The sequence below is a fragment of the Sphingopyxis soli genome, assembly GCF_018682675.1.
Taxonomy (GTDB): domain Bacteria; phylum Pseudomonadota; class Alphaproteobacteria; order Sphingomonadales; family Sphingomonadaceae; genus Sphingopyxis; species Sphingopyxis soli.
The window spans coordinates 43,084-64,526 of the sequence record NZ_JAFMTR010000102.1; the positions used below are offsets into that span (position 1 = coordinate 43,084).

A 21,443-nucleotide genomic window follows, 5' to 3' on the forward strand; every position below is an offset into this window, starting at 1 on the left:
GGTCGAAACTCAGACGATGCCGAGCGCCGATTTGTAAACGTCGAGGATCGCTTCCATTTCCCTGCGGTCGTGGACGGGCATTTTGCGCAGGCGGACGATCTGGCGCATGATCTTGGGATCATAGCCCTGCGACTTCGATTCCAGATAGACGTCGCGGATATCGTCGGCGATGCCCTTTTTCTCTTCTTCCAGCCGCTCGATGCGCTCGATGAAAAGGCGCAGTTGTTCGTCGGACGGGGTGGCTTCGCTCATTTTGGACTCCGGTGGATTGGATGGTCGGGGGCGAGAATCGCCCGGGGCGCCCGATTAGCGGGGTCAGGGATTCTTGGCCATGCTTTCTTCCATCCGCTTGAGCTGTTGGGGGGTCGCGGCGACATGAAAGCGCGCTTTCCATTCGGCGGTCGGCATACCGTGGACGATCGCGCGGCCGGCTTCCATGTCGATGCCGCCGGCTTCGGCGATCCAGTCGCCGAGGCAGTTGCGGCAGAAGCCGGCAAGCCCCATCAGGTCGATGTTCGCCGCGTCGCTGCGGTGCTGGAGCAGGCGGACGAGACGGCGAAAGGCCGCGGCGGCGACGGCGTCGTCGAGCGTATCGAGAGCGTCGGTCGGGGCGGGCGTATCGTCGCTGCAGGACATGGCGGCTTTCCTTCTGGTCGGCGGATGAATAGCTATACGCGGCTTGCCTTGGCCGGGGCAACGCGACTAGGCAAGCGGTCTGAATTCCCCCACGTCATCGGAGCATTTGTGGCCCAGAGTTTCACCCCCCGCCAGCGCAAGGTGCGCATCCTGGCGACCCTTGGCCCCGCCAGCGCGAATCCCGAAATGATCGCGGCGCTGCATCGCGCCGGGGCCGACGCCTTCCGGGTGAACATGAGCCATGGCGACCATGAGGGCCACGCACAGGTCATCGCCGCGATCCGCGCGCTGGAGAAGGAAACCGGCCGCCCGACGACGATCCTCGTCGACCTGCAGGGGCCGAAGCTGCGCGTCGGGACGTTCAGGGACGGTCCCGCCGAGCTGGTGAAGGGCCAGCCGTTCGCGCTCGACACCGACAAGGCGCCGGGCGACGCGAACCGGGTCCACCTGCCGCATCCCGAGCTGTTCGCGGCGCTCGAGCCCGACACGCGCCTCCTGATCGACGACGGCAAGCTGGTGCTGCGCGTGAAGCGCGTGACGAAGGATTGCATCGAGACGATCGTCGAGGTCGGCGGCAAGATCTCCGACCGCAAGGGCGTCAACGTCCCCGACGTCGTCGTGCCGCTGGCCGCGCTGACCGAAAAGGACCGCAAGGACTTGGCCTTCGCGCTCGAACAGCATGTCGACTGGATCGCGCTGTCCTTTGTCCAGCGCCCTGAAGACGTCGCCGAGGCGCGGCGGCTGATCGGCGGCAAGGCGGCGCTGCTCGTCAAGTTCGAAAAGCCGTCGGGCGTTCAGCGCATGGACGAGATATTGGAGATCGCCGATGCGGCGATGGTCGCGCGCGGCGACCTGGGCGTCGAACTGCCGCCCGAGGCGGTGCCGCCGCTGCAGAAGCGCATTGTCGCAACCGCGCGGCGGATGGGCAAGCCCGTGGTCGTCGCCACGCAGATGCTGGAGTCGATGATCGTCTCGCCGACGCCGACGCGCGCCGAAGTGTCCGACGTCGCGACCGCCATCTATGACGGCGCCGATGCGATCATGCTGTCGGCCGAGACCGCGGCGGGCGCCTGGCCGGTCGAAGCCGTCACGATGATGGATTCGATCGCGCGTTCGGTCGAAGGCGATCCCGACTATTTCCGCCGCCTGCATTTCACCGAGACGCAGCCCGACGCGACGACCGCCGACGCGCTCGCCGAGGCGGCGGGCGACATCAGCGCGACGGTGGGCGCCGATGCGATCATCTGCTTCACCTTTTCGGGATCGACCGCGCGCCGCGTTGCGCGCGAGCGCCCGGGCGCGCCCTTGCTCGTCCTGACCCCGAAGAAGGAGGCGGCGCGGCGCATGGGGCTGCTGTGGGGCGCCCATGCGGTGCCGACGAAGGATATCGGCAGCTTCGAGGAGATGATCGCCAAGGGCAAGCGCATGGCGCTGCGCCATGGCGTCGCGTCGGCGGGGTCGAAGCTGGTGATGATGGCGGGCGTTCCCTTCGGTACGCCGGGGTCGACCAACGTGCTGCACGTGGCGACGCTGACCGGCGAGGAACTGCGCGGATATAGCTGACCGGGGGCTCGCTTCATCCCGCCGTCCCGCCTTCGGCGGGGTGACGATTTGCGAAACATGGTCCGGACCGGCGATGCGGGTGACCGTCCCCTGTGCCTTTTTGATTCAGTCCGGCACAAAAGTTACCGCGCGATTCAGAAAATTCCGGGACTGATTCAGTTCGGCACGAACAAAAATGGTAAATAGACTTTGCACCATTGACCGGGCGCGGCATATTCGCTGCATGTCGTGCATCGGACCCGCATCGGGGGGATCCGCATCATCAGCTGGGAGGTCCAATCCGCGTGTCCGCACCGTTCCGTTTCCCACGCTTTTTCGTCACGAGTCCCGCGCCGTGCCCCTATCTTGAGGGCAAGACCGAGCGGAAGGTTTTCACCGAACTCAGCGGAAACAATGCGAGCGAGCTCAACGATGCGCTCGGCCGCATCGGCTTTCGCCGCAGCCAGTCGGTCGCCTATCGTCCGAGCTGCGCCGATTGTTCGGCGTGCGTTTCGGTGCGCGTGTGCGCGAGCGAGTTCGTCCCCAGCAACTCGCAGAAGCGGACGATCCGCCGCAATCGCGATCTCGTCGCCACCGCGTGCAAGCCGTGGGCGACCGAGGAGCAATATGTGCTGCTCCGCGCCTATCTCGGCTCGCGCCACCCCAATGGCGGCATGGCCGACATGGACGAGCAGGATTTCGCCGACATGGTCGAGCAGACCCCGGTCGACAGCTATATGATCGAATATCGCGAGCCGACCACCGACGGCAGCCGCGGCCGCCTCGTCGGTTGCTGTCTGACCGACCGGCAGGGCGACGGGCTGTCGATGATCTACAGCTTCTTCGATTCCATGCATCCGATGCGCGAAGGGCTCGGCACATATATCATCGCCGACCATGTCCTGCGCGCGGCGAAGGCGGGGCTGCCCTATGTCTATCTCGGCTACTGGATCGAGGGGTCGTCGCGCATGGCGTACAAGGCGCGTTTCCGCCCGCTCGAAAAGCTCGGCCCCGACGGCTGGTCGCGTTTCGAGCCGGCGACGTCGGACCGCATCGCCGCGATGTTCGAAATCGCGTAAATTCGCGCTATTGCGAACGTCTCGCAGCAGAGGAAAACTGTCCCTCGCCGGTTGACCTTTTCCCGCTTTCAAGGGCATAGCTCTTCGTCCAGGACATAGTCCGGGTCGCATCCAGTTTGGTGGTCGTCCAGGGGTGGGCGATTAGGGGGATCAGGATGCCCGTTCGCGCGTTCGTCTGCATCAGGGCCGGGACCAGCCGCAGGGGCGGCGAGGGCGCGCGCGCATGACCGAGCCCGTCAAGGTCGCGATCATCGGATCGGGCCCCGCGGGTCTCAGCGCCGCGTCGCGCGCGGGCCAGCTCGGGCTCAGCCATGTCCTCCTCGAAAAGACCGATCACCTCTCCGACACCATCTTCAAATATCAGAAGGGCAAGCGCGTCCTCGCGACGCCCGAACGCCTCGACCTCCGTTCCGACTGCCGCTTCGCGGAGGGCGCGCGCGAATATATTCTCGGCAATTGGGACGAGGATGCAGTCAACAACAAGGTGAATGTCGTCAAACATGCCGAAGTCACCGCGGTGACCGGGCAGAAGGGGGCGTTCGAGATCAAGACCGCCAAGGGCGACGTCTATCATGCCGAGACGATCGTGCTGGCGATCGGGACACAGGGCAATCCCAACCGGATGCGCTGCGAGGGGGCCGACCTGCCGCACATCATCTATCAGGTCGACGATCCCGAGGATTTCAAGGACAAGCATATCACCGTCGTCGGATCGGGCGACGCGGGGATCGAGAATGCGCTGGGCGTTGCCGAGGAAGCGCTGGAAAACACCGTCACCATCCTCAACCGCTCAAAGGATTTCGCGCGCGCCAAGGCGAAGAATGTCTCGGACATGATGGAGGCGGGCGAGAACGGCTTGATCTCGATCCGCACCGAGACTCAGCCGAAGCTGGTCGAACCCGGCTGGCTGACGCTCGAAACCCCGACCGGCGACGAGAAGATCCCGTGCGATGTCATCGTGGCGCGGCTGGGATCGGTCGCGCCGCGCGGCTTTGTCGAGTCGATGGGGATCGAATTTACCGGCCCCGACCGCGAAGCCTTTCCGAAGCTGTCGCCGACCTTCGAATCGACCGTGCCCGGCATCTTCGTCATCGGCGCGCTCGCGGGCTATCCGCTGATCAAGCATTGCATGAACCAGGGCTATGACGTCGTCGAGTTCATCAACGGCAACAAGAACCTGACCCCCGCCGACGAAAAGGATCTGGCGGCGATCTTCGCGAACCTGCCGCAGAAGAAGTCGGTCAGCGAATGGCTCGACTATCTGCGCGAGCGGGTCCGCATCTTCGCCGACGTGTCGCCGCTGCAGATGCGCGAATTCATGCTCGATTCCAAAGTGGCATATTATCGCAAGGGCGACGTCGTGTTCGAAAAGGGCGAGCCCGGATCGTCGCTGTTCGCGATCGCCGACGGCCATGCCGAGGTCGAGGTCGGTCCCGGTATCACCGTGCCGATCGAACAGGGATCGATTTTCGGCGAGGTCGGCCTGATTTCGGGCCGCAAGCGCGGCGCGACGATCCGCGCCGGCGCCGACAGCATCTTTGTCGAGGTGTCGCGCACGGCGGCGCTCAAGCTGATGGCGGCGGTGCCCGGTGCGAAGCGCGTGATCAACCGCATCTCGCTCGAGCGCCAGCTTCTGCAGATCTTCAAGGGCGGGCTGACGGTCGAGGATCTGGCGCCGGTCGTCGACGCCGCCGAGGTCGAGCGCGTGCCCGCGGGCAAGGTGGTGCTGACCGAGGGCGAGCAGGGCGACGATGTCTATGTCATCCGCTCGGGCTCGATGGTGGTCGAGAAGGATATCGGCGGCAAGCCGATCTTCCTGCGCTACCTTCCCGCCGGAAGCTTCTTCGGCGAGATGGGCGTGCTCAGCGGACAGCCCCGAAATGCAACGGTCAAGGCCGCGGTCGGCGCCGAACTGATCAAACTGACCGGCGAGAGCTTCCGCAGGATGCTCGCGGCGCGGCCGCAGGTGCGCGAGGCGACCGAGGCGGCGGTCGCCGAACGCGCGCAGATGAACAATTTCATCGAATCGCGCAAGGCGACCTATTCGAGCGCGGTCGATCTCTATTCGGACACCGCGAGCTTCATCATGAAGGAGGGGCTGGGCGAGGCGACCGACGCGCTGCTGATCGACGAAAATCTTTGCGTCGGCTGCGACAATTGCGAAAAGGCGTGCGCCGACAGCCACGAAGGCCTGTCGCGGCTGGATCGCGAGGCGGGCAAGACCTTCGCGCACCTGCATGTGCCGACGAGCTGCCGCCACTGCGAACATCCGCACTGCATGGCCGACTGCCCGCCGAACGTCATCCATCGCGGGCCGGACGGCGAGGTGTTCATGGAGCCGGGCTGCATCGGCTGCGGCAATTGCATGCGCAACTGCCCCTATGGCGTGATCCGCATGGAGGCGGCGCCGCCGCCGAAGCCCGGCCTGCTGCGCTGGCTGCTCACCGGCTTCGGCCCCGGCCCGGGCGAGCCGTCGCCCAAATGGACGAAGAAGCAATTGGGTGACGAGAAGCCCAAGAAGATCGCGGTCAAATGCGACATGTGCAAGGGGATTGCGGGCGGCCCGGCCTGCGTGCGCGCTTGCCCGACCGGCGCCGCGATCCGTGTCTCGCCCGAGGAATTCCTGTCGATCGCGCGCCTGCAGGAGGATGCAGGCTGATGGCGTCGCTTTTCCAGCGCCGCCGCAGCAAGGCGACCCAGACCGAGCGTGTCCGCGAGCGGCGGCACGAGGGGTTCCTGCGCTATGCCAATTTCCGCTGGGCGAAGATTTCGGGCGGGCTCTGCCTGCTCATCATCGTCTCCTATGCGCTGATCGACGTCACGCCGCGGCCCAATGGCGGGAGCTGGTACGGCTATACGCTCGGGACGATCGGCGCGGGGCTGATCCTGTGGCTGACCGCGCTCGGCTATCGCAAGCGCAAGATGACCAGCGATCACTGGTCTTTGAAGGCCTGGACCTCGGCGCATGTCTATCTCGGGCTCAGCCTGATCGTTATCGGGACGTGGCACACCGGCTTCCAGCTCGGCTGGAATGTCCACACGCTGGCGTGGGTGCTGATGATGCTCGTCATCCTGTCGGGGCTCTATGGCGTCGTCGTCTATTCGACCTTGCCCGCCGCGCTGTCGAACAACCGCGACGAGATGACGCAGATGCAGATGCTCGAGGCGATCCGCGCCTTCGACCGCCAGCTTCACGCCGCCGCACAGCCGCTGACGCCGCAGGATACCGCCCCGGTGCTCGCCGCGCTCGACGAGGATCCCTTCGCGGGCGGCATCATGGCGCGGCTGTCGGGCCGCTATCCCGATTGCGCGACCGCCGCGGCGCTGCGGGCGCTCGGGGCGTCGCGGAGCAGCGATGCCGGCGCGCGCGAGAAGGTGGTCGGGCTGCTCTCGCAAAAGGAGGTCGCGCTCGCGCGGCTGCGCCAGCATCTCCGCATCCGCGCGCTGCTCGAAATCTGGCTCTACGTGCATGTGCCGCTGACCTTCGCGCTGATCGCGGCGCTGTCGGCGCACATCGTCAGCGTCTTCTTCTACTGGTGAGGCGGGGACGATGAGCTTCATCCTGCGCCGGATCTCGACGACCAAGACGGGCAAGCAGATCGTCCGCGACCAACCGTTGCCGGGCGATGCCATCACTCTCGGCCGCGAGGGCAGCAATGTCATCCACATCGCCGATCTGGCAGTGAACCCGCATCATGCGACGATCACCAGCGCCGACGGCCGCCATGTTCGCGTGCAGGCGAGCGAAGGGCTGGGGTTCGACTTCAACGGCCGCACGGTCGACGCCGCCGACATCGACAGCGCCGCGGGCGCCGAGCTGCGCTTCGGCGGACACCGGCTGACGATCGCGCGCGAGGATGAGAAGATCATCCTGCTCGTCGAGCGCATCGACGAACTGTCGCAATCGTCGAAGGATGTCGACGAGGCAAAGGCCTTCTCGCTTGCGGGCGTGATGCCCGGCAAGCGCATGGGCGCGTGGGTGTTCGGCGTCCTTGTTCTGCTGGCTTTCCTGATCGGCCCGATCTGGGCATGGAGCAGCTTCAGGAATGTCGACGAGCGCCCGCAGGGCTATCATGCCGACCAGGCTTGGCTCTCGGGGCCGCTGTCGAGCGCGCACAAGAGCCTTAAGAACGACTGCCAGTCGTGCCACGTCGAGCCCTTCGTCGCGGTGACCGACAAGGCGTGCGTCGGCTGCCACACCGGCGAGCACAAGGCGATGAGCATGGCGCATGCCAATGCGCCGACCGCGATGCTGCTGGCGGCGCGCCACCCGCCGGGGGTTGGCGAGCGTATCCTTGCGGGCTTTGCGAAAACCTTCAACAAGCCGCAGGGGCGCTGTGTCGGTTGCCATACCGAACATGAAGGGGCGGGGCCGATGCCCGCGACGCCGCAGAAATTCTGCGCCGATTGCCACGACGGCATGTCGGCGCGGCTGATCGATGCGGGCTTCAAGCCGACGGTCGCCGATGCCGCCGATTTCGGCACCATCCATCCCGAATTCCGCCCGCTCGTGCGGCCGTCGCCGGGCGCGAAGCCGATGCGCGCGATGCCGGGCAAGGGCGCGCTCGTCGATTATGACGGCCTCAAATTCCCGCACGACCTGCATTTGCAGGCGACCGGCGGCGTCGCGCGGATGGCGGCGAGTTTCCGCGGCCGGTACGACTTCGGCAACAAGCTCGAATGCGAAAATTGCCACCGCGTCGAATCCGACGGCGTACGGGTCAAGCCGGTCGAGATGGAGCGCGACTGTGCGATGTGCCATAGCCTCGCGTTCGAGACCGTCGGGGGCGTGACGCGCACGCTGCGTCACGGCGAGCCCGATCAGGTCGTCGCCGACCTGATGGCCTATTATCGCTCGACACCGCCGACGCGGCCGCTCCAGCTTGGCGGGATGGAGCGCCGACGCCCCGGAAACTATGCCGAAGGGCAGGTCTATAACATCTATTTCCGCGAGGTTGCGGTGCGTCCGAACCGCGCCGAGGATGCGGTGCGGGCGGTCTTTTCGAAGGGTGGGGCCTGTTACGACTGCCACACCATCTTCGCGCCGCAGGCCGGGACCGGCTGGCGCGTGATGGCGGTCGACCAGACGCCGCGTTTCCTGTCCAAGGGCTGGTTCGACCATGATGCGCACAAGGAGACCGATTGCGCCGACTGCCATACGGCGGCGCGGGGATCGAAGGCGTCGACCGACTTGCTCATACCCGGCCTGCGCCAGTGCCGCGACTGCCATGTCGGCGAGGGCGGCGCGCGGCTGGTGAAGGTCGAAACGGCGACCGAATCGCCTTGCGCGATGTGCCACGAATATCACTCGGACGGCGGCAAACCGTGGATGCCGGCGCGTCAGCGGAAGGTAAACAGCGCGGCAATCACAAATAAACCTCTTCGCGCTACCTATGGTGTGAGCATGGTCACAGGCTCGGCGGAGCGGGGGCTCTATGATGTGACGTGGCGCACACCCGCCCTGCACGGGGCAAGGCGGGGCGGCTAGGATTGGGTCCGGGGACGACCGGTGGGAGCAGGGGGCGGATATGCTGATCGCGCAGATCACCGATATCCATATCGGGTTCGATCCCGACAATCCGGCGGAATATAACCGCAAGCGGCTCGACGACGTGCTCGACGTGCTGATCGAGGGGCCGAATCGTCCCGACCTGTTGCTGGCGACGGGCGACATCACCGACCGCGGCGATTCCGACAGCTACCGCCGGCTCGCCACCGCCTTTTCGCGCTGCCCGTTCCCGGTCTGGCCGAGCGTCGGCAATCATGACCTGCGCGACAATTTTCATGCCCAGTTCCCCGGTTTCGGCGACGGCAACGGCTTCGTCCAATATGTGATCGACCTGCCCGAACTGCGCCTCGTCACCGTCGACACGCTCGAGGAAGGGCGCCACGGCGGCGCCTTCTGCGAAGCGCGTGCGGCGTGGCTCGATGCCGAACTGGCGAAGGATCGCGGCAAGCCGACCTATATCGTCATGCACCACCCGCCGGTCGAAAGCGGGATCGAGTGGATGAACACGCACCCTGACGAGCCGTGGGTCGCGGTCTTCACCGAAGTTGTCCAGCGCCACCCGCAGGTGCGCGGGCTGATTTGCGGCCATCTCCACCGCAGCGTCACGGTGGCGTGGGCGGGGCGCACCGTCGCGATCTGTTCGTCGACCGCGCCGCAAGTGTCGCTCGATCTCCGGCCGATCGACGAGAATCATCCCGACGACCGCCCGATGATCGTCGCCGAGGATCCCGCCTATGCGCTGCATCGCTGGAACGGGCGCGAACTCGTCAGTTTCTACGACCATGCCGGGGCGCACACGATGCTCGCCAAATATGACGAGCGGCTGCAGCCGCTGGTGCGCGAGCTCAAGGCCGAACGGCCGGGTTAGGCGACCCCGGCGAGGGCAAGGACACCGTCGATCCCGCGTGAGGTGATGGCCGGGGCGACATCCAGCGTTTCGGCCGGCACGTCCAGGCGGTTGACCCATGCGGTGCGATATCCGAACCACGTCGCGCCGACCGCGTCCCAGCCCCCGAACGCCGCGAAGCCGATCTCGGCGCGGGGCAATCCCCATGCATCGACCGCCATCGCATAGGCTTTGGGCGACGGTTTGAAAGCGCGGACCCGGTCGGTGCTGAGCGGGGGGTCGAAATAATGCGCAATGTCGTTGCGCCGCATATTCGCGGTGAGCGTATCGGCGCCCAGGTTCGAAACGAACGCCAGACGGATGCCGGCGGTGCGAAGTTTTTCGAGGGCGGGGCGCACGTCGGGCCAGATCTCGAGCTCGCCATAGGCTGCGACAAGGGCGGCGCGCTGGGTCTCGCCCAGCGGAATCCGGAGCGCTGCCGCGACATGGCGCAACGATGCGTCGGCGAGGGCGCCGAAGTCCTGATATCGGCCCGCCGCGGTTTCGAGCCAGCTGTAGCCGAATAATTTCGTCGCCCATTGCGCCGCCAGCATTTCGCCCTTGTCGCCGACGATCGCCCTGGCGCGTGCGGCGACGCTGCGGGGATCGAAGATCGGGAAGCCGTCGAAGCCGATGGCGCGGATCGGGGCCGGTGCGGCGCGCGCGGGGAGGGGGGCGATCAGCGAAGAGGCCGCAGCGCCGACCAGGAGCCAGCGGCGATCGATCGAATTATCCATGAATATCCTCTGCAAAGCGGGAAGCGCTCTGCTTCCCGTTCGCAGTCGGGATCGGAAAGGTGACAGGTGATCGCGATCAGTAGCCCAGCGCCAGGTCGACGCGCGGTTCGACGGCCTCGCCCCGTTTCCAGCGATCGAGATTCTCGAGGAAGCGCTGCGCCGAGCGCATGAACATCTTGTCCTGTGCGCGGCCCGACAGATGCATGGTGATATGGGCGTTGTCGAGGCTCCACAGCGGATCGCTGTCGGGCAAAGGTTCGGGCGTGGTGACGTCGAGGAAGGCGGCGGCGATCTGCTGCGTGTCGAGCGCCGCGACCAGCGCGTCCTGATCGACCACGCTGCCGCGTGCGATGTTGACGAGGGTCGCGGTGGGCTTCATCGCCGCAAGCTCGGCGCTGCCGATCATGCCATCGGTCTCCGGCGTGGCGGGGACGGCGAGAATGACCCAGTCGAAATCGCCGAGCCGCGCGCGCCACTGGTCCGGCCCCAGCGTGTTCGGGCCGGGCGAGCGGCGCACGACGGTCACGTCGACGGCAAAGGCTTTCAAGCGCTCCTCGACCAGTTTGCCGATCGCGCCATAGCCGAGCAGCAGCGCTTTCGACCCGAACAGTTCGACCTTGCCGGGCGAGTCCATCAGCCATTCGCGCCGGTCCTGCGCACGGACGACCTCGCGATATCCCTTGGCGACCGTCAGCATCCCCATGACGACATATTCGGCGATGGTGATGGCGTTGATCCCGGCGCCGTTGGTGACCACGGTGCCGCGTTCGCGGAGCAGGTCGAGCGGCATCCCGTCGACCCCGGCATAAATCGAGTTCAGCCATTTGAGGTTCGTCGCGGCGCCGATGACCGCGGCCATGTCCTTCTTGTCGTACATGTCGAACCAGCCGATTTCGGCCTCGGGCGCGAGGCTCATCGCTTCGTCTTTCGACATGAAGAAGCGCGGCTCGACCCAGTCGGGGAGGTGGCTTTCGACGAGGGGGCGGATGAGGCCGGACAGGACGGTGACGGTTTTGGTCATAAACGATCCTTCTGATCCTCCCCATCGACTTGCGATGGGGAGGTGGCATCGCGAAGCGATGACGGAGGGGCTTTGCCGAATGCCTTCAGACGGCTTTCGACGATGTCGACAACAGATTGAGCGACTGTTTCGGCGCTGTCCAGCGCGTCGCGCGCGCTGATGCGGAGCGCGTCGATGCGATTTGCACAAAGCCATGCGTCGCGTTGTTCGTCGTGCGAGGGATTGTCGCCCATATCGTGCGCAATGCCGTCAATTTCGACCGCGAGATTGGCGCGGGCGCAAAAGAAATCGAGGATGTAGGGGCCGGCGGGATGTTGCTTGCGGAATTTATGGCCGTTCGGCGAGGTGCGGAGGAGCTGCCAAAGCATTGCTTCCGGAAGTGTCAGAATATGCCGCAAGCGTCTGGCGCGGCGCGCCGATCTTGCCGGTTTATCAGGACGCATCGTTGTTGCCCCTCCACCACCCGCTTCGCGGGCGGTCCCCCTCCCCATCGCAAGTCGATGGGGAGGATTGGCTATTAACGATCCTTCCTAACAACTTGCAATGTGCGGCAGCGGTGAAGCGCTGACCGAGGGGCGGGCTACGTCTCCAGCCGCCAGTCCCAGCCGAGCGGGTCGCCGTCCATTACCTCGACGCCCGCCGCGATGAGTTCGTCGCGGAGCTTGTCGGACGTTGCGAAGTCCTTGGCGGCGCGCGCCTCTTTGCGGCGGGTGAGGATGGTTTCGATTTCGGCTTCGGTGATGACGGCAGTTTTAGGGCGGATACGAAGGACCCGCTGAGCCGAACCCCAGAAGAGTTCCAGGCCAAGCACTTCGTCCATCTTGTGGGCAGCACGAACAACCTGGCGAGGATCGAGTTTCTTGTTGCCGAGAAGTTCTTCGAGAGAAACGAGCGCAGTCGCTGTGTTCAAGTCATTGCTGATCGCTGCATCGAAGCGGGCAAGAAACTGCTGGACGTGGGAGTCAATCATCACTTGCTCATCCGGCATCGGACCCCCATCGGGCGCTTGAACGTGCATCCTCATTTGCGCGTTTCCAACGGCCAAACTTAATCGTTTCAACCGCGTCAGCGCCGCACCCAGCCCCTCCCACGAAAACTCCAGCTCGCTGCGGTAATGCGCCTGCAGGCACATCAGGCGGTAGGCGAGGGGGTGGTAGCCCTTGTCGATCAGCAGTTGCAGGCGCAGGAATTCGCCGCTCGACTTCGACATCTTGCCGGAGCGCTCGATCAGGAAATTATTGTGCATCCAGATGCGCGCGCCGCTCGCGTCGGTGCAGCTATGCGCCTGGTTCTGCGCGATCTCGTTCGGGTGGTGGATTTCGCGGTGGTCGATGCCGCCGGTGTGGATGTCGAAGGGAAAGCCGAGCAGCGCCTCCGACATCACCGAACATTCGAGGTGCCAGCCGGGAGCGCCGCGCCCCCACGGCGAATCCCATTCCATCTGGCGCGTCTCGCCGGGCGGCGTCTTGCGCCAGATCGCGAAGTCGGCGGGGTGGCGTTTGCCTTCGACCGGGTCGATACGGCTTTCGCCCTCATCGGTGCCGTGGCGCGCGAGGCGGCCGTAATTGCTGACGGTTGTCGTATCGAAATAGAGGCCGCTCTCCAGCTCGTAGCAATGCTTGCCCGCGATCGCTTTGGCGAACTCGATCATTTGCGGCACATAGTCGGTGGCGATCGACCAGTGCGCCGGCTGGCGGATATTGAGCGCCTTCACATCGGCCCAATAGGCCTCGGTATAGTGGCGCGCGATGTCCCAGATCGACTGTGCGCGTTCGGCCGCGGCCTTTTCCAGCTTGTCCTCGCCCGCATCGGCGTCGTCGGTCAGGTGCCCGACGTCGGTGATGTTGATGACGTGGGTCAGCTTGTATCCCTTGTACGACAGGGTCCGCCCCAGCGTGTCGGCGAAGACATAGGCGCGCATGTTGCCGATATGCGGGTAATTATAGACCGTCGGGCCGCACGAATAGACGCGCGCCTCACCCGGGTGGACGGGCTGGAATTCTTCCAGTTGGCGCGTCAGGCTGTTGAACAGCTTGAGCGGTGCGCCGGAGGCAGGGGCAGGGGCGTCGGTCATGCCGCCGCCCATGCCTTGCCCCGAGGCAATTCGTCAACCGAAAGGCTTACGGCTGCTGGGTATCGGTCGTCGGCGTCCACAGATCGTCGTTGCCCGCGCCCGTCACCGGATCGTCGAGCAGCGGCTCGCCCGAGAGCGGGTCGAGATCGCGCATCGTGATGAGCGCGGTCGGCAGGCTGGTGCCGTCGCCCTCATCCTCGCTGCCGTCGCCGATCTCGTCCTCGATCACGTCCTGGACCGGGAAATTATTGTCGAAATCGATGCGGACGGTCGTGCAGGATGCGACGTTCGAGATGAAGCAGCCGTTCAGCGTCGATTCGGGATCGTAGCTGCCCGTCGCGCTATTCGCGGGCGCGCCCGCTACCGTCAGGAACTGGAGCGTGTCGAGGCCGGTGACCTGTCCGCTCGCCCCGAGCTGCACGCCGTTGAGCACGATCCGCGACGAAGGCCCTTCGGTCAGGACGTCGAGCCCGCCCGCGCCGAAGGTCAGGCCGCGGCGCAGGCCGAAGTCGGTGCCCGTACCGCTGTTCTGGACATAGACGCCGCCGATCACGTTGAAACGGATTCCACGCGCAAAGAGCGCCCCTTCGTCGATCGTGACGCCGTCGTTCTGGCCGAGACGGGTGTTGATCGCCGCCATCGAGCTTGCGTTGGCGACGTCGGCGATCGCTGCGGTCGTTGCGACGATGATATCCTCCGATGCCATGTTCAGCTGTCCGCCCGGCGCGTTGTTGGCGCCCAGCAACCGGACGGTGCCCTGGCCGAGGATGACTTCCAGCGCTTCGTCGGCGAACAGGTTGAGCGCGTTCGTATCCGAAAGCCCGGTCAGTTGGACGTTGCCTGTAACCCGCATCTTGCCCGGCGTGCGGATCGTCAGCGACCCGCCCGCACCAAGGTTGGACCCCGCGGCGCCGCCGGCGAGCGTGAAGCTGTCCACGATCACGTCGGGCGGCGCGCTGCTCCCGACCGATTGCTGGCTTACCGCCCCGACTTCGGGCGCAAAAATGACGATATCGGAACCGAACAGGCGCGTCAGTTCCGCGGCGTCGATATGATAGCCATTGCGGGTGCCGGTGCCGCCGACGAAGGTTTGCCGCTGGTCGTCGGTGTTCATGACCGACAGCGCTTCGGTCGTGCCGGCCGTGCCGACGCGCGCCGCGGTGTCTATCGTGATGTCGCTCGACCCCAGCGAAATGCTGCGGCCGGTTACGATGCCGCTGATCAGCAGCGATCCGCGGGCGGTGGCTGTGAGGTCGTCGGTGACCGAGACGCTGTTCAGCGTGACGAACCCGCCGGTTGCCTCGATCGAAGCGCTGTCGGCGGTGAGCGCGTCGACGCCCACCCGTTCGCCGGTGCTGCGAAGGGTGGCGCGGCCCGCGATGCTGCCGTTCTGGACGAAGAGGTCGCCGCCGGAGACCACCGATGCGTCGCCGACATCGGTGACCAGATTGGCGAAGATCATGTCGCCGCCGCCCGCGACGTTGATCGTGTCGCCCTGCGCATCAATCTCTCCCGCCGACACCAGCGCGCCGATGTCGATCGCGCCGCCGGTGGCGAGCAGCGTCGTTGTGCCGATGCTATCCAGCCGGCGGACCGAGAGGTCTTCCGCAGCCGAAATGACGGTATTCCCGCCGCTGGCCGTGCCGATGAGGTCGACGAATGTTCCGGCGTCCAGATTGACGTCGCCCTGCGCGAGCAGGCTGCCTCCCTCGATCGCGTTCGCCGATGCAAGGCTGATCGTTCCATCGGCTGCCAGGGTCGGTACGGGCGTCCCGTTGGTTTCGCTCAATTCGGCGATCCCGATGCTGTCGGCATTGATCGCGATGTCGCGGCCCGCATTGACCACGCCATCGGCGCTCGCCGCGCCCGCTGCGTCGATCAGCACGTCGTCGAAGGCATCGAGCCCGGTCACACTGGTGTCGCCGCCCTGGGTGCGAATGTTGCTGCCGCCGGCCGTGACGCCGAGACCGAGCGTCGTCGCATCGCTGAGGCGGATGGTTCCGCTGGCGAGCGCGATGATGTCGTCACCCGCCGACAGGGTCGTCGCGTCGATACCGCTGCCCGACGACAGGACGATATCCGATCCGTCGGTCGCCGAGCTGCCTTCGCCCACCGTGATCGTGAAGCCGCCAAAACCCGAGGAGGCGGGGGGCGTATAGTTCAGGAATGCGTTATCGGGGCCGGTGCCCGTCGTGCGGACGTTGACGGCAGTGATGGCGCCGGGCGCGCGAACGTTGACGTCGTCGCCCGCGCTGACATCGTTCAGCGACGCGGTCGCGCCCGCGACGACGAGGACGTCTTCGCCCGCACTGGCGGCCCCGACGCTGGCGGATCCGCCCGCATTGATGCCGAGCATCCGCGCCGCCGCCCCGCCGGTCAGCGTGACATCGCCCGCCGCGTCGATATAGACGTTGCCGTTCGTCCCGATCCCGTTCGGGTCGATATAGGTCCCCGCCGCGCTCGCCGATACGGTGACGTCGCCATTCGCATTCAGAAGAACGTCGCCGCCCGCTGCGTAATTGCCGGTGAGGTCGCCGTCTGCGAAGATCGAGATGGTGCCGTCGACATCGGCCCGGTTGACCGCCACATTGCCGTCCGTCCCGAAGGCGAAGAAGGAACCGGTGCCGGTGACGTCGCCGCCGAGCGCGATGCTGTTGCCGAACAGTGTGATCGTGTCGCCCGCGTCGATCGAGCCGCCGCGAATTCCCTCGGCGCCCGCCACGGCGCCGATCGCGGTGAGGTCGACCGTCTCGCCCGCATCGATGTTGGTAAAGACGATCGACTCGCCCGTTACCGAGACGAACCCGCCGGCGCTCGAATTGCCGAGGTCGACCGCGCCCGGCGAGGTGATCGAAATGTCGCCGCCGGTGATGATCGAATTGAGCCCGGTGCGGAAACTGCCTGCGCTCGCGGTGAAATCATCGTCGGCTTCGGCATGTTCGACGCTGGTCGCGCCGGTGCTGGACATGACGACCGTGCCGCCTTCCACATGGTCGACGCCGATGCGCCCGGTGGTCCCCAGCGCCGTCAGCGTGACGACGCCGCTTGCAGCCAGCAGCGAACCCGTTGCGCCGCGGATCGTGGTGCCCGCCGTGATCGACAGATCGCCGCCCGCGAACAGCGTCCGTTCCTCGGACGCACCGCGCATGTCGTGACGGATATCGACCTGGTCTGCGGCATTGATCTGGAACAGGTCGCCGGCGCGCACCTGTCCGCCGCCTTGCGCATAGGCGCCGAACGACCCGCCGGTCTGGACGGTCAGGTCGTCCGCAACCTCGATCGACCCGCCATTCGCCGCGAAGAAGACGCCATAGGCCGACAGATCGGTGTCGTTGTTGGTCGGCTGCGCGAAGCCCGCCGCATTCGCATCGAGGCTGGCGAGCGAGATGCTGCTCGAACTGCGCAGCTCGATCCGGCCCGCGATGAAGCCGTTGGCCGCGATAGTGGTGTCGCCGAGCGTGATCTGGCCCGCGCCGGCCTCGGTCGATTCCGACCGGAAGACAACACGGCCGCCGAGATCGACGAAGCTGGTGCAGCACGAACCGGTGCCGCCCGAGCCGACCCCGCCGTCGCCGCCATTGCCCGAGATGCCGGAGACCGAGATGTCGACCGGCGCGCCATCCGACGTGATCGTGCCGCCGCGCGCGAGCAGCGTTACCGTGCCGCCGGTGCCTGCTCCGCCGAACCCGCCGTCCCCGCCGGTCAGGCCGAGAAAGGTGTCGTCCGCCGTGAACAGCATCCCGTCGGGGCCGGGTTGCCTGATCGTGTTCGGATTGTCGGCGCCGCGGCCGCCGTCGCCACCGTTGCCGACGCTGCTCAGCGTCCCGCCGCCGGAGCGGCCGATACCGAGGCCGACCGTGCCGCCATCGGTCGCGACGATACTGATCTCGCCGCCGATGCCTTCGCCTCCGTCGCCGCCCCTGCCGGCGACTTCGGGGGTTGAGAAAAAGTCGGTGAAGGCCGATCCGCCGGTGCCGCCGGTCGCGACGGAGACGAAATTGGACTGCGAGACGACGACATTGCCGTTCGGTCCGCGCGCCTCGACCATCATGGTGCCGCCGCGCGCCGAGCCGCCGTTGCCCCCCGCACCGTCGTAGCCGATACCGCCGTTGCCGCCGGTTGCCGAGCCATCGAGCGCGATCGACAGTTCGCCGGCGTCGAAATCGTCGACCAGCACCTGCGCGACGCCGCCCGACGCATTGCCGCCGCCGCCGCCGCTGGTTCCCGATCCGCCGACGCCCCCCGACGCCGTTGAATAGGTGGTGATGCTTTCGGTGATGTTGACCAGCGTCGGACCGAGGCCGATCGTCGCGAAACCGCCGAAGGCATCGCCGCCGCGGCCGCCGGTGCCGACGCTTGTCGAGGGGCCGGAACTGCTCGACAGGAAGGCGCTGCCGCCTGCGCCGCCGAAACCGCTGGCGTCGACGGTCACGGCGTCGCTGGCAAGCTCGCCGCCGTTCAGGCGGATCGTCGCGTTGCCGCCGCTGCCGAAGCCGGCGTTTCCGCCGTTACCCGGCACACTGCCGACCGTGCGATAATCGCCGCCGTCGCCGCCCCTGCCGCTTGCATAGGCGGCAAGGACGGTGGTGTTGACAATTGCGGTGTCGGAGATGGTGATACCGGCTTCGCCCCCCTGGCCGTTGCCGCCGTCTCCCGCCGCCGTCGGGTTCAGGAAGTCGAAATCGTCGCCGTCGAAACCGCGCCCGCCTTGGCCCGATGCCGACAGGCTGACGTCCGAAGCGGTGAAGGTGCCGCCGCTGATCTCCAAGGATGTGTCGCCGCCGATCCCGTCGCCCGACACGCCCCCGCCCGCGGGTCCGGCGAAGTCGCCGCCAATGCCGTCGGCGTTGAGGGTCACGTCGCCGAGCGCCGTATCGCCGCCGATCTGCGTGAAGGTGACGGCGCCGCCACGGCCGGTGCTGTTACTGCCGCTGGCGCCGCCATAGCCGTTTGCGGTGAGGAAGAGGCCGCCGCCGGTCAGGCTGCCGCCGCTGACCTGGACGTCGATCGTGCCGCCCTGGCCGTCGCCCGACGTGTCGCGCGGCAGGCCGGGGGAGGCTTCGACGTCGACCGAGGTTCGGCCGTCGGCGTCCGCGCTGAGGCCGCTGCCGAGGTCGATGCCATGCGCAGGATCGAAGCCGGTGCCGATCTGGATGAGCCCGCCGATCCCGACCACGCCGGTGGCGTTGGGGTCGGTCGCGCCGCCCGAAACCCCGCTGGCGGAGAAAACGGGATTCGAGAATTGCATGTCAGCTTCGTTGGCGAAGATTGTGATGCTGCCGCCCGTCGCCGAGCTGCCCGCGGTGCTGACGCCCGTCTGCGCGCTGACGTTGAGCTGGTCGACGCCGTCGTTCGTCGCCCCGATGAGGCCGCCGTTGAGTGCGGTCATCGTGATGAAACCGCCCTGCGCCGGCCCATTCGTGCCGCTGACGTTGACCACCGACGCCCTTGCGTCGAGGCTGTAGTTGCTGGCGGAGATGGTGCCGCCGAGATCGGCGAGAAGATCGATCGTACCACCCGTGCCGCTGCCGGCGACAACCGGGACGGCGCTGCTCTCGCTGCCGCCGAACGCCGTGACGTCGATCGTGTCGCCGACGGAAATCGTGCTGTTCTCGATCGCCGACAGATTGACGCCGCCGCCGGTCCCGCTGCCGACATTCTCGCTGGAGACGGCGCGCCCGCTGACGTTGATCGAAAGCCCCGTGCTGACCGCGAGGGTCGAGACGTTGCTCGTCCGGAGCAAGGCGGTCCCGCCCTGCGCGTCGCCCGAGCGCGCGGTGTTGCCCCCGCTGCTGGCGCTCGACGCGCCGCCGCTGTTGGCGCTGGCGTCGATGCTGAGCTGGCTCAGCGCAACCGTGCCGCCGCCATTGGCTTCGACCAGCACGTCGCCGCCGACGGCGTTGCCGCCGGCCGAACCGTCGCCATTGGCGCCGCCGCCCGTCCCCGACGCATTCACCGAAACCGCGCCGACGCTGACCGAGGAGCCGCTATCGGTCCCGAAGGTGAGCAGCGCCGCGTTCCCGACGCCATCGCCGCCATTGGCCGACAGCACCGTTCCATAGACCGGATCGGAAATCGAGCCGCCGCCGACACCCGCGGCATTGACCGTCGTCTGCGGCGCGGTGAAGGTGGTGCCCGCACCCGTCACCTGGATCCGCGCATCGCCGCCGGTGCCGTTGCCCGATTGGTCGAGCCCGACGCGGCCCCGACCGGCGGCGCTTGCGACGACCCCGACGGTCGCCGTGACCTGCGCACCGCCGCTGACGCTGATCGCCGCATTGCCCCCGATGCCGTCGCCGCCATTGTCGGCGACGATCGCATTGCCGGTGACGGCGTCGAGGGCGAGAGCGCCGCCCAAACCATCGGCGCTGGCGGAGATGGTGTCGCCGATCAGCAGGCTGCCGGTCCCCGAAACATTGATCGCCGCCGTCCCGCCGGCGCCGGTGCCGCCTTCGCCGCCATCGTCGAACCCGCCGAAGCCGTCGGCGGCAACCGTGAGGTCCAGCCCGGCGCCCATCTGGCCGCCATTCAGGACATTGAGCGTCGCGGTGCCGCCCTGGCCGAATCCTGTCGTGCCGTCCGGGGCGCCGGTTGCCAGCAGGCTGATGTTTCCTAGCGCCACCAGGCCACCGCCGTCGACGGTGATCGTGGCGCTTCCGGGCCCGGCGGCGGTGCCGTTCGCCTGCACCAGCAAGTCGCCGGTGACGATGCTCTGCCGTCCCGCGTTGATGGTCAGCGTCGCGCTGTTCTCGCCGACGAACGTGCCGTTGCCTTGGATCGAGAAACGGCCCTGCCATGCCGGCGGGGGAACGGTGAAGGGGCCGCCTGTCGGCACCACGCCGAGCGGCTGGCCGAGGAAGTCGTTGCTGGCGTGCGCGGTGACGTCGCTCAGGAAGACGATGTCATTGACCGAGATATTGGCCGCGGTGTTGTTGGCCGGCGTCTCGTTCATTGCGCCCGCAGTGACATTATAGCCCGCGGACAGGACGATCGAACCGTTCGAGACCGTCGCCGACGATGCGTCGTTATAGCCGACCTGTCCCGACACCAGCATCGTGACGGCGTCATTTTTGGGAATCGCCACCATATAGATGCGGTGCGCGAGCGCGCCCGTCTGTTCGGGGCCGGTCGTGATGCCGCCGTGGGTGATGACATTGCCGCCGTTCGCGCCGGTGGTCACGTTGATGTCGAACAGGCCGTTGGCGGCGTTGATCGTGATATCCGCGACTTCCGCCGCGACATAGGCGGCCGATCCGTTGACGTTGACGATGCCGTTCTGGACGACGCGCGGCGCGACGAGCGCGACATAGCTGCCGCCCGCGACGCCGTTGTCGGCGCCGATGAAGGCGTTGTTCGCCACCGTCACCGTCGCATTGCTGTTCGGCGCGCCGCGGAAGCGGATCGTGCCGCCGGGGGCGAGGCCACCGGTCGTGTCGATGTCGTTGGTGGTCAGCACGAGACTGCCGACGTTGATCGCCGCGCGCGAGTTGATCAGGATGCCGCCCGCATTGTAGAACCAGATGTTGCCGCCTTGCGTGTCGGGGACACCCGCCGCGGTGCGAAAGCTCTGCACCGTGCCGCTGAGCGCGATGGTGTCGCTGATCGACGTGCCCGAGCCCGAAACGAAGCGGTTGAGGACCGTGTAGCCGCCAAGCCCGCCGCGGAATTCCAACGTATTGCCGACCGGCAGGAAGTCGATGACGCCGTCGGTCGGCGTGCCCGAAGGGGTCCAGTTGACGATCGCTTCGTTGGTGGTGATCGTGACCGTCGTCTTGTTCGCGGAATCGGTGATCGAGCCGCCTGCGCCGCCGGTCGTGATAACCCCCGTCCCGACCACGCCCTGCGCCATCGCGGGGCCGCCATAGGCCAGGGCGACCAGCCCGGCGGTGATCGCGCAGCTCTCGAGCAGGCGCCGTTTCCCCTTGCGGGCGGGCGAGGGGGCGGGGTGGGCACGCATGG

At 66.8% G+C, this 21,443-nt stretch carries 13 protein-coding genes; 6 read left to right on the forward strand and 7 right to left on the reverse strand.

Features of this window, described 5'->3' with window-relative positions:
- Positions 1-9 precede the first annotated feature (9 nt).
- Positions 10-252, reverse strand: a complete 243-nt coding sequence (locus tag J1N50_RS15455; RefSeq protein ID WP_215355302.1) for a DUF2312 domain-containing protein — start codon at positions 250-252, stop codon at positions 10-12.
- Between the two features lie 63 nt (positions 253-315).
- Positions 316-636 carry a DUF1244 domain-containing protein gene (locus J1N50_RS15460; RefSeq protein ID WP_215355304.1) on the reverse strand — a complete coding sequence of 107 codons (321 nt, stop codon included), beginning with the start codon at positions 634-636 and terminating at the stop codon, positions 316-318.
- Between the two features lie 108 nt (positions 637-744).
- Between J1N50_RS15460 and pyk the strand changes: the two genes are divergently transcribed.
- The 6 genes from pyk (at position 745) to J1N50_RS15490 (ending at position 9,634) form a co-directional block, all read left to right on the forward strand.
- Positions 745-2,199 carry a pyruvate kinase gene (gene pyk / locus J1N50_RS15465; RefSeq protein WP_215355306.1) on the forward strand — a complete coding sequence of 485 codons (1,455 nt, stop codon included), beginning with the start codon at positions 745-747 and terminating at the stop codon, positions 2,197-2,199.
- A 284-nt stretch (positions 2,200-2,483) separates the two neighbouring features.
- Entirely contained in the window at positions 2,484-3,257 is a 774-nt protein-coding gene (locus J1N50_RS15470; RefSeq protein ID WP_215355308.1) for an arginyltransferase, read from the forward strand.
- A gap of 223 nt (positions 3,258-3,480) precedes the next feature.
- Positions 3,481-5,916 (forward strand): cyclic nucleotide-binding domain-containing protein, encoded by a 2,436-nt coding sequence (locus J1N50_RS15475; protein WP_215355310.1) that lies wholly within the window; start codon positions 3,481-3,483, stop codon positions 5,914-5,916.
- Positions 5,916-6,797 (forward strand): hypothetical protein, encoded by an 882-nt coding sequence (locus tag J1N50_RS15480; protein WP_215355312.1) that lies wholly within the window; start codon positions 5,916-5,918, stop codon positions 6,795-6,797. The genes J1N50_RS15475 and J1N50_RS15480 overlap by 1 nt, the downstream gene beginning before the upstream one ends.
- Positions 6,798-6,807: 10 nt before the next feature.
- Positions 6,808-8,745, forward strand: coding sequence for a cytochrome c3 family protein (locus tag J1N50_RS15485; RefSeq protein ID WP_215355314.1), 1,938 nt, complete (start codon positions 6,808-6,810; stop codon positions 8,743-8,745).
- A gap of 40 nt (positions 8,746-8,785) precedes the next feature.
- Entirely contained in the window at positions 8,786-9,634 is an 849-nt protein-coding gene (locus J1N50_RS15490) for a phosphodiesterase (RefSeq protein ID WP_215355316.1), read from the forward strand.
- On the opposite strand, the gene J1N50_RS15495 is transcribed toward J1N50_RS15490, so the two are convergent.
- The 5 genes from J1N50_RS15495 to J1N50_RS15515 form a co-directional block, all read right to left on the reverse strand.
- Positions 9,631-10,389 (reverse strand): haloacid dehalogenase type II, encoded by a 759-nt coding sequence (locus tag J1N50_RS15495; RefSeq protein ID WP_215355318.1) that lies wholly within the window; start codon positions 10,387-10,389, stop codon positions 9,631-9,633. The genes J1N50_RS15490 and J1N50_RS15495 overlap by 4 nt on opposite strands.
- A 76-nt stretch (positions 10,390-10,465) precedes the next feature.
- Entirely contained in the window at positions 10,466-11,410 is a 945-nt protein-coding gene (locus J1N50_RS15500; RefSeq protein ID WP_215355320.1) for a D-2-hydroxyacid dehydrogenase, read from the reverse strand.
- Complete coding sequence (locus J1N50_RS15505; RefSeq protein WP_215355322.1) at positions 11,407-11,853, reverse strand: endonuclease domain-containing protein; 447 nt, start codon at positions 11,851-11,853, stop codon at positions 11,407-11,409. Before J1N50_RS15505 ends, J1N50_RS15500 begins: the two co-directional genes overlap by 4 nt.
- Before the next feature lie 137 nt (positions 11,854-11,990).
- Positions 11,991-13,484, reverse strand: a complete 1,494-nt coding sequence (gene cysS, locus J1N50_RS15510; RefSeq protein ID WP_215355324.1) for a cysteine--tRNA ligase — start codon at positions 13,482-13,484, stop codon at positions 11,991-11,993.
- Positions 13,485-13,530: 46 nt separating this feature from the next.
- Positions 13,531-21,441, reverse strand: a complete 7,911-nt coding sequence (locus J1N50_RS15515; protein WP_215355326.1) for a hypothetical protein — start codon at positions 21,439-21,441, stop codon at positions 13,531-13,533.
- Between the last annotated feature and the right edge of the window lie 2 nt (positions 21,442-21,443).

What these genes read in the sequence shown, in the direction of transcription:
- J1N50_RS15500 (WP_215355320.1), bottom strand. Translation starts at nt 11,410, where the DNA reads ATGACCAAAACCGTCACCGTCCTGTCCGGCCTCATCCGCCCCCTCGTC.
- J1N50_RS15495 (WP_215355318.1), bottom strand. Translation starts at nt 10,389, where the DNA reads ATGGATAATTCGATCGATCGCCGCTGGCTCCTGGTCGGCGCTGCGGCC.
- J1N50_RS15460 (WP_215355304.1), bottom strand. Translation starts at nt 636, where the DNA reads ATGTCCTGCAGCGACGATACGCCCGCCCCGACCGACGCTCTCGATACG.
- J1N50_RS15505 (WP_215355322.1), bottom strand. Translation starts at nt 11,853, where the DNA reads ATGCGTCCTGATAAACCGGCAAGATCGGCGCGCCGCGCCAGACGCTTG.
- J1N50_RS15515 (WP_215355326.1), bottom strand. Translation starts at nt 21,441, where the DNA reads ATGCGTGCCCACCCCGCCCCCTCGCCCGCCCGCAAGGGGAAACGGCGC.
- J1N50_RS15455 (WP_215355302.1), bottom strand. Translation starts at nt 252, where the DNA reads ATGAGCGAAGCCACCCCGTCCGACGAACAACTGCGCCTTTTCATCGAG.
- J1N50_RS15485 (WP_215355314.1), top strand. Translation starts at nt 6,808, where the DNA reads ATGAGCTTCATCCTGCGCCGGATCTCGACGACCAAGACGGGCAAGCAG.
- J1N50_RS15475 (WP_215355310.1), top strand. Translation starts at nt 3,481, where the DNA reads ATGACCGAGCCCGTCAAGGTCGCGATCATCGGATCGGGCCCCGCGGGT.
- J1N50_RS15490 (WP_215355316.1), top strand. Translation starts at nt 8,786, where the DNA reads ATGCTGATCGCGCAGATCACCGATATCCATATCGGGTTCGATCCCGAC.
- J1N50_RS15480 (WP_215355312.1), top strand. Translation starts at nt 5,916, where the DNA reads ATGGCGTCGCTTTTCCAGCGCCGCCGCAGCAAGGCGACCCAGACCGAG.
- cysS (WP_215355324.1), bottom strand. Translation starts at nt 13,484, where the DNA reads ATGACCGACGCCCCTGCCCCTGCCTCCGGCGCACCGCTCAAGCTGTTC.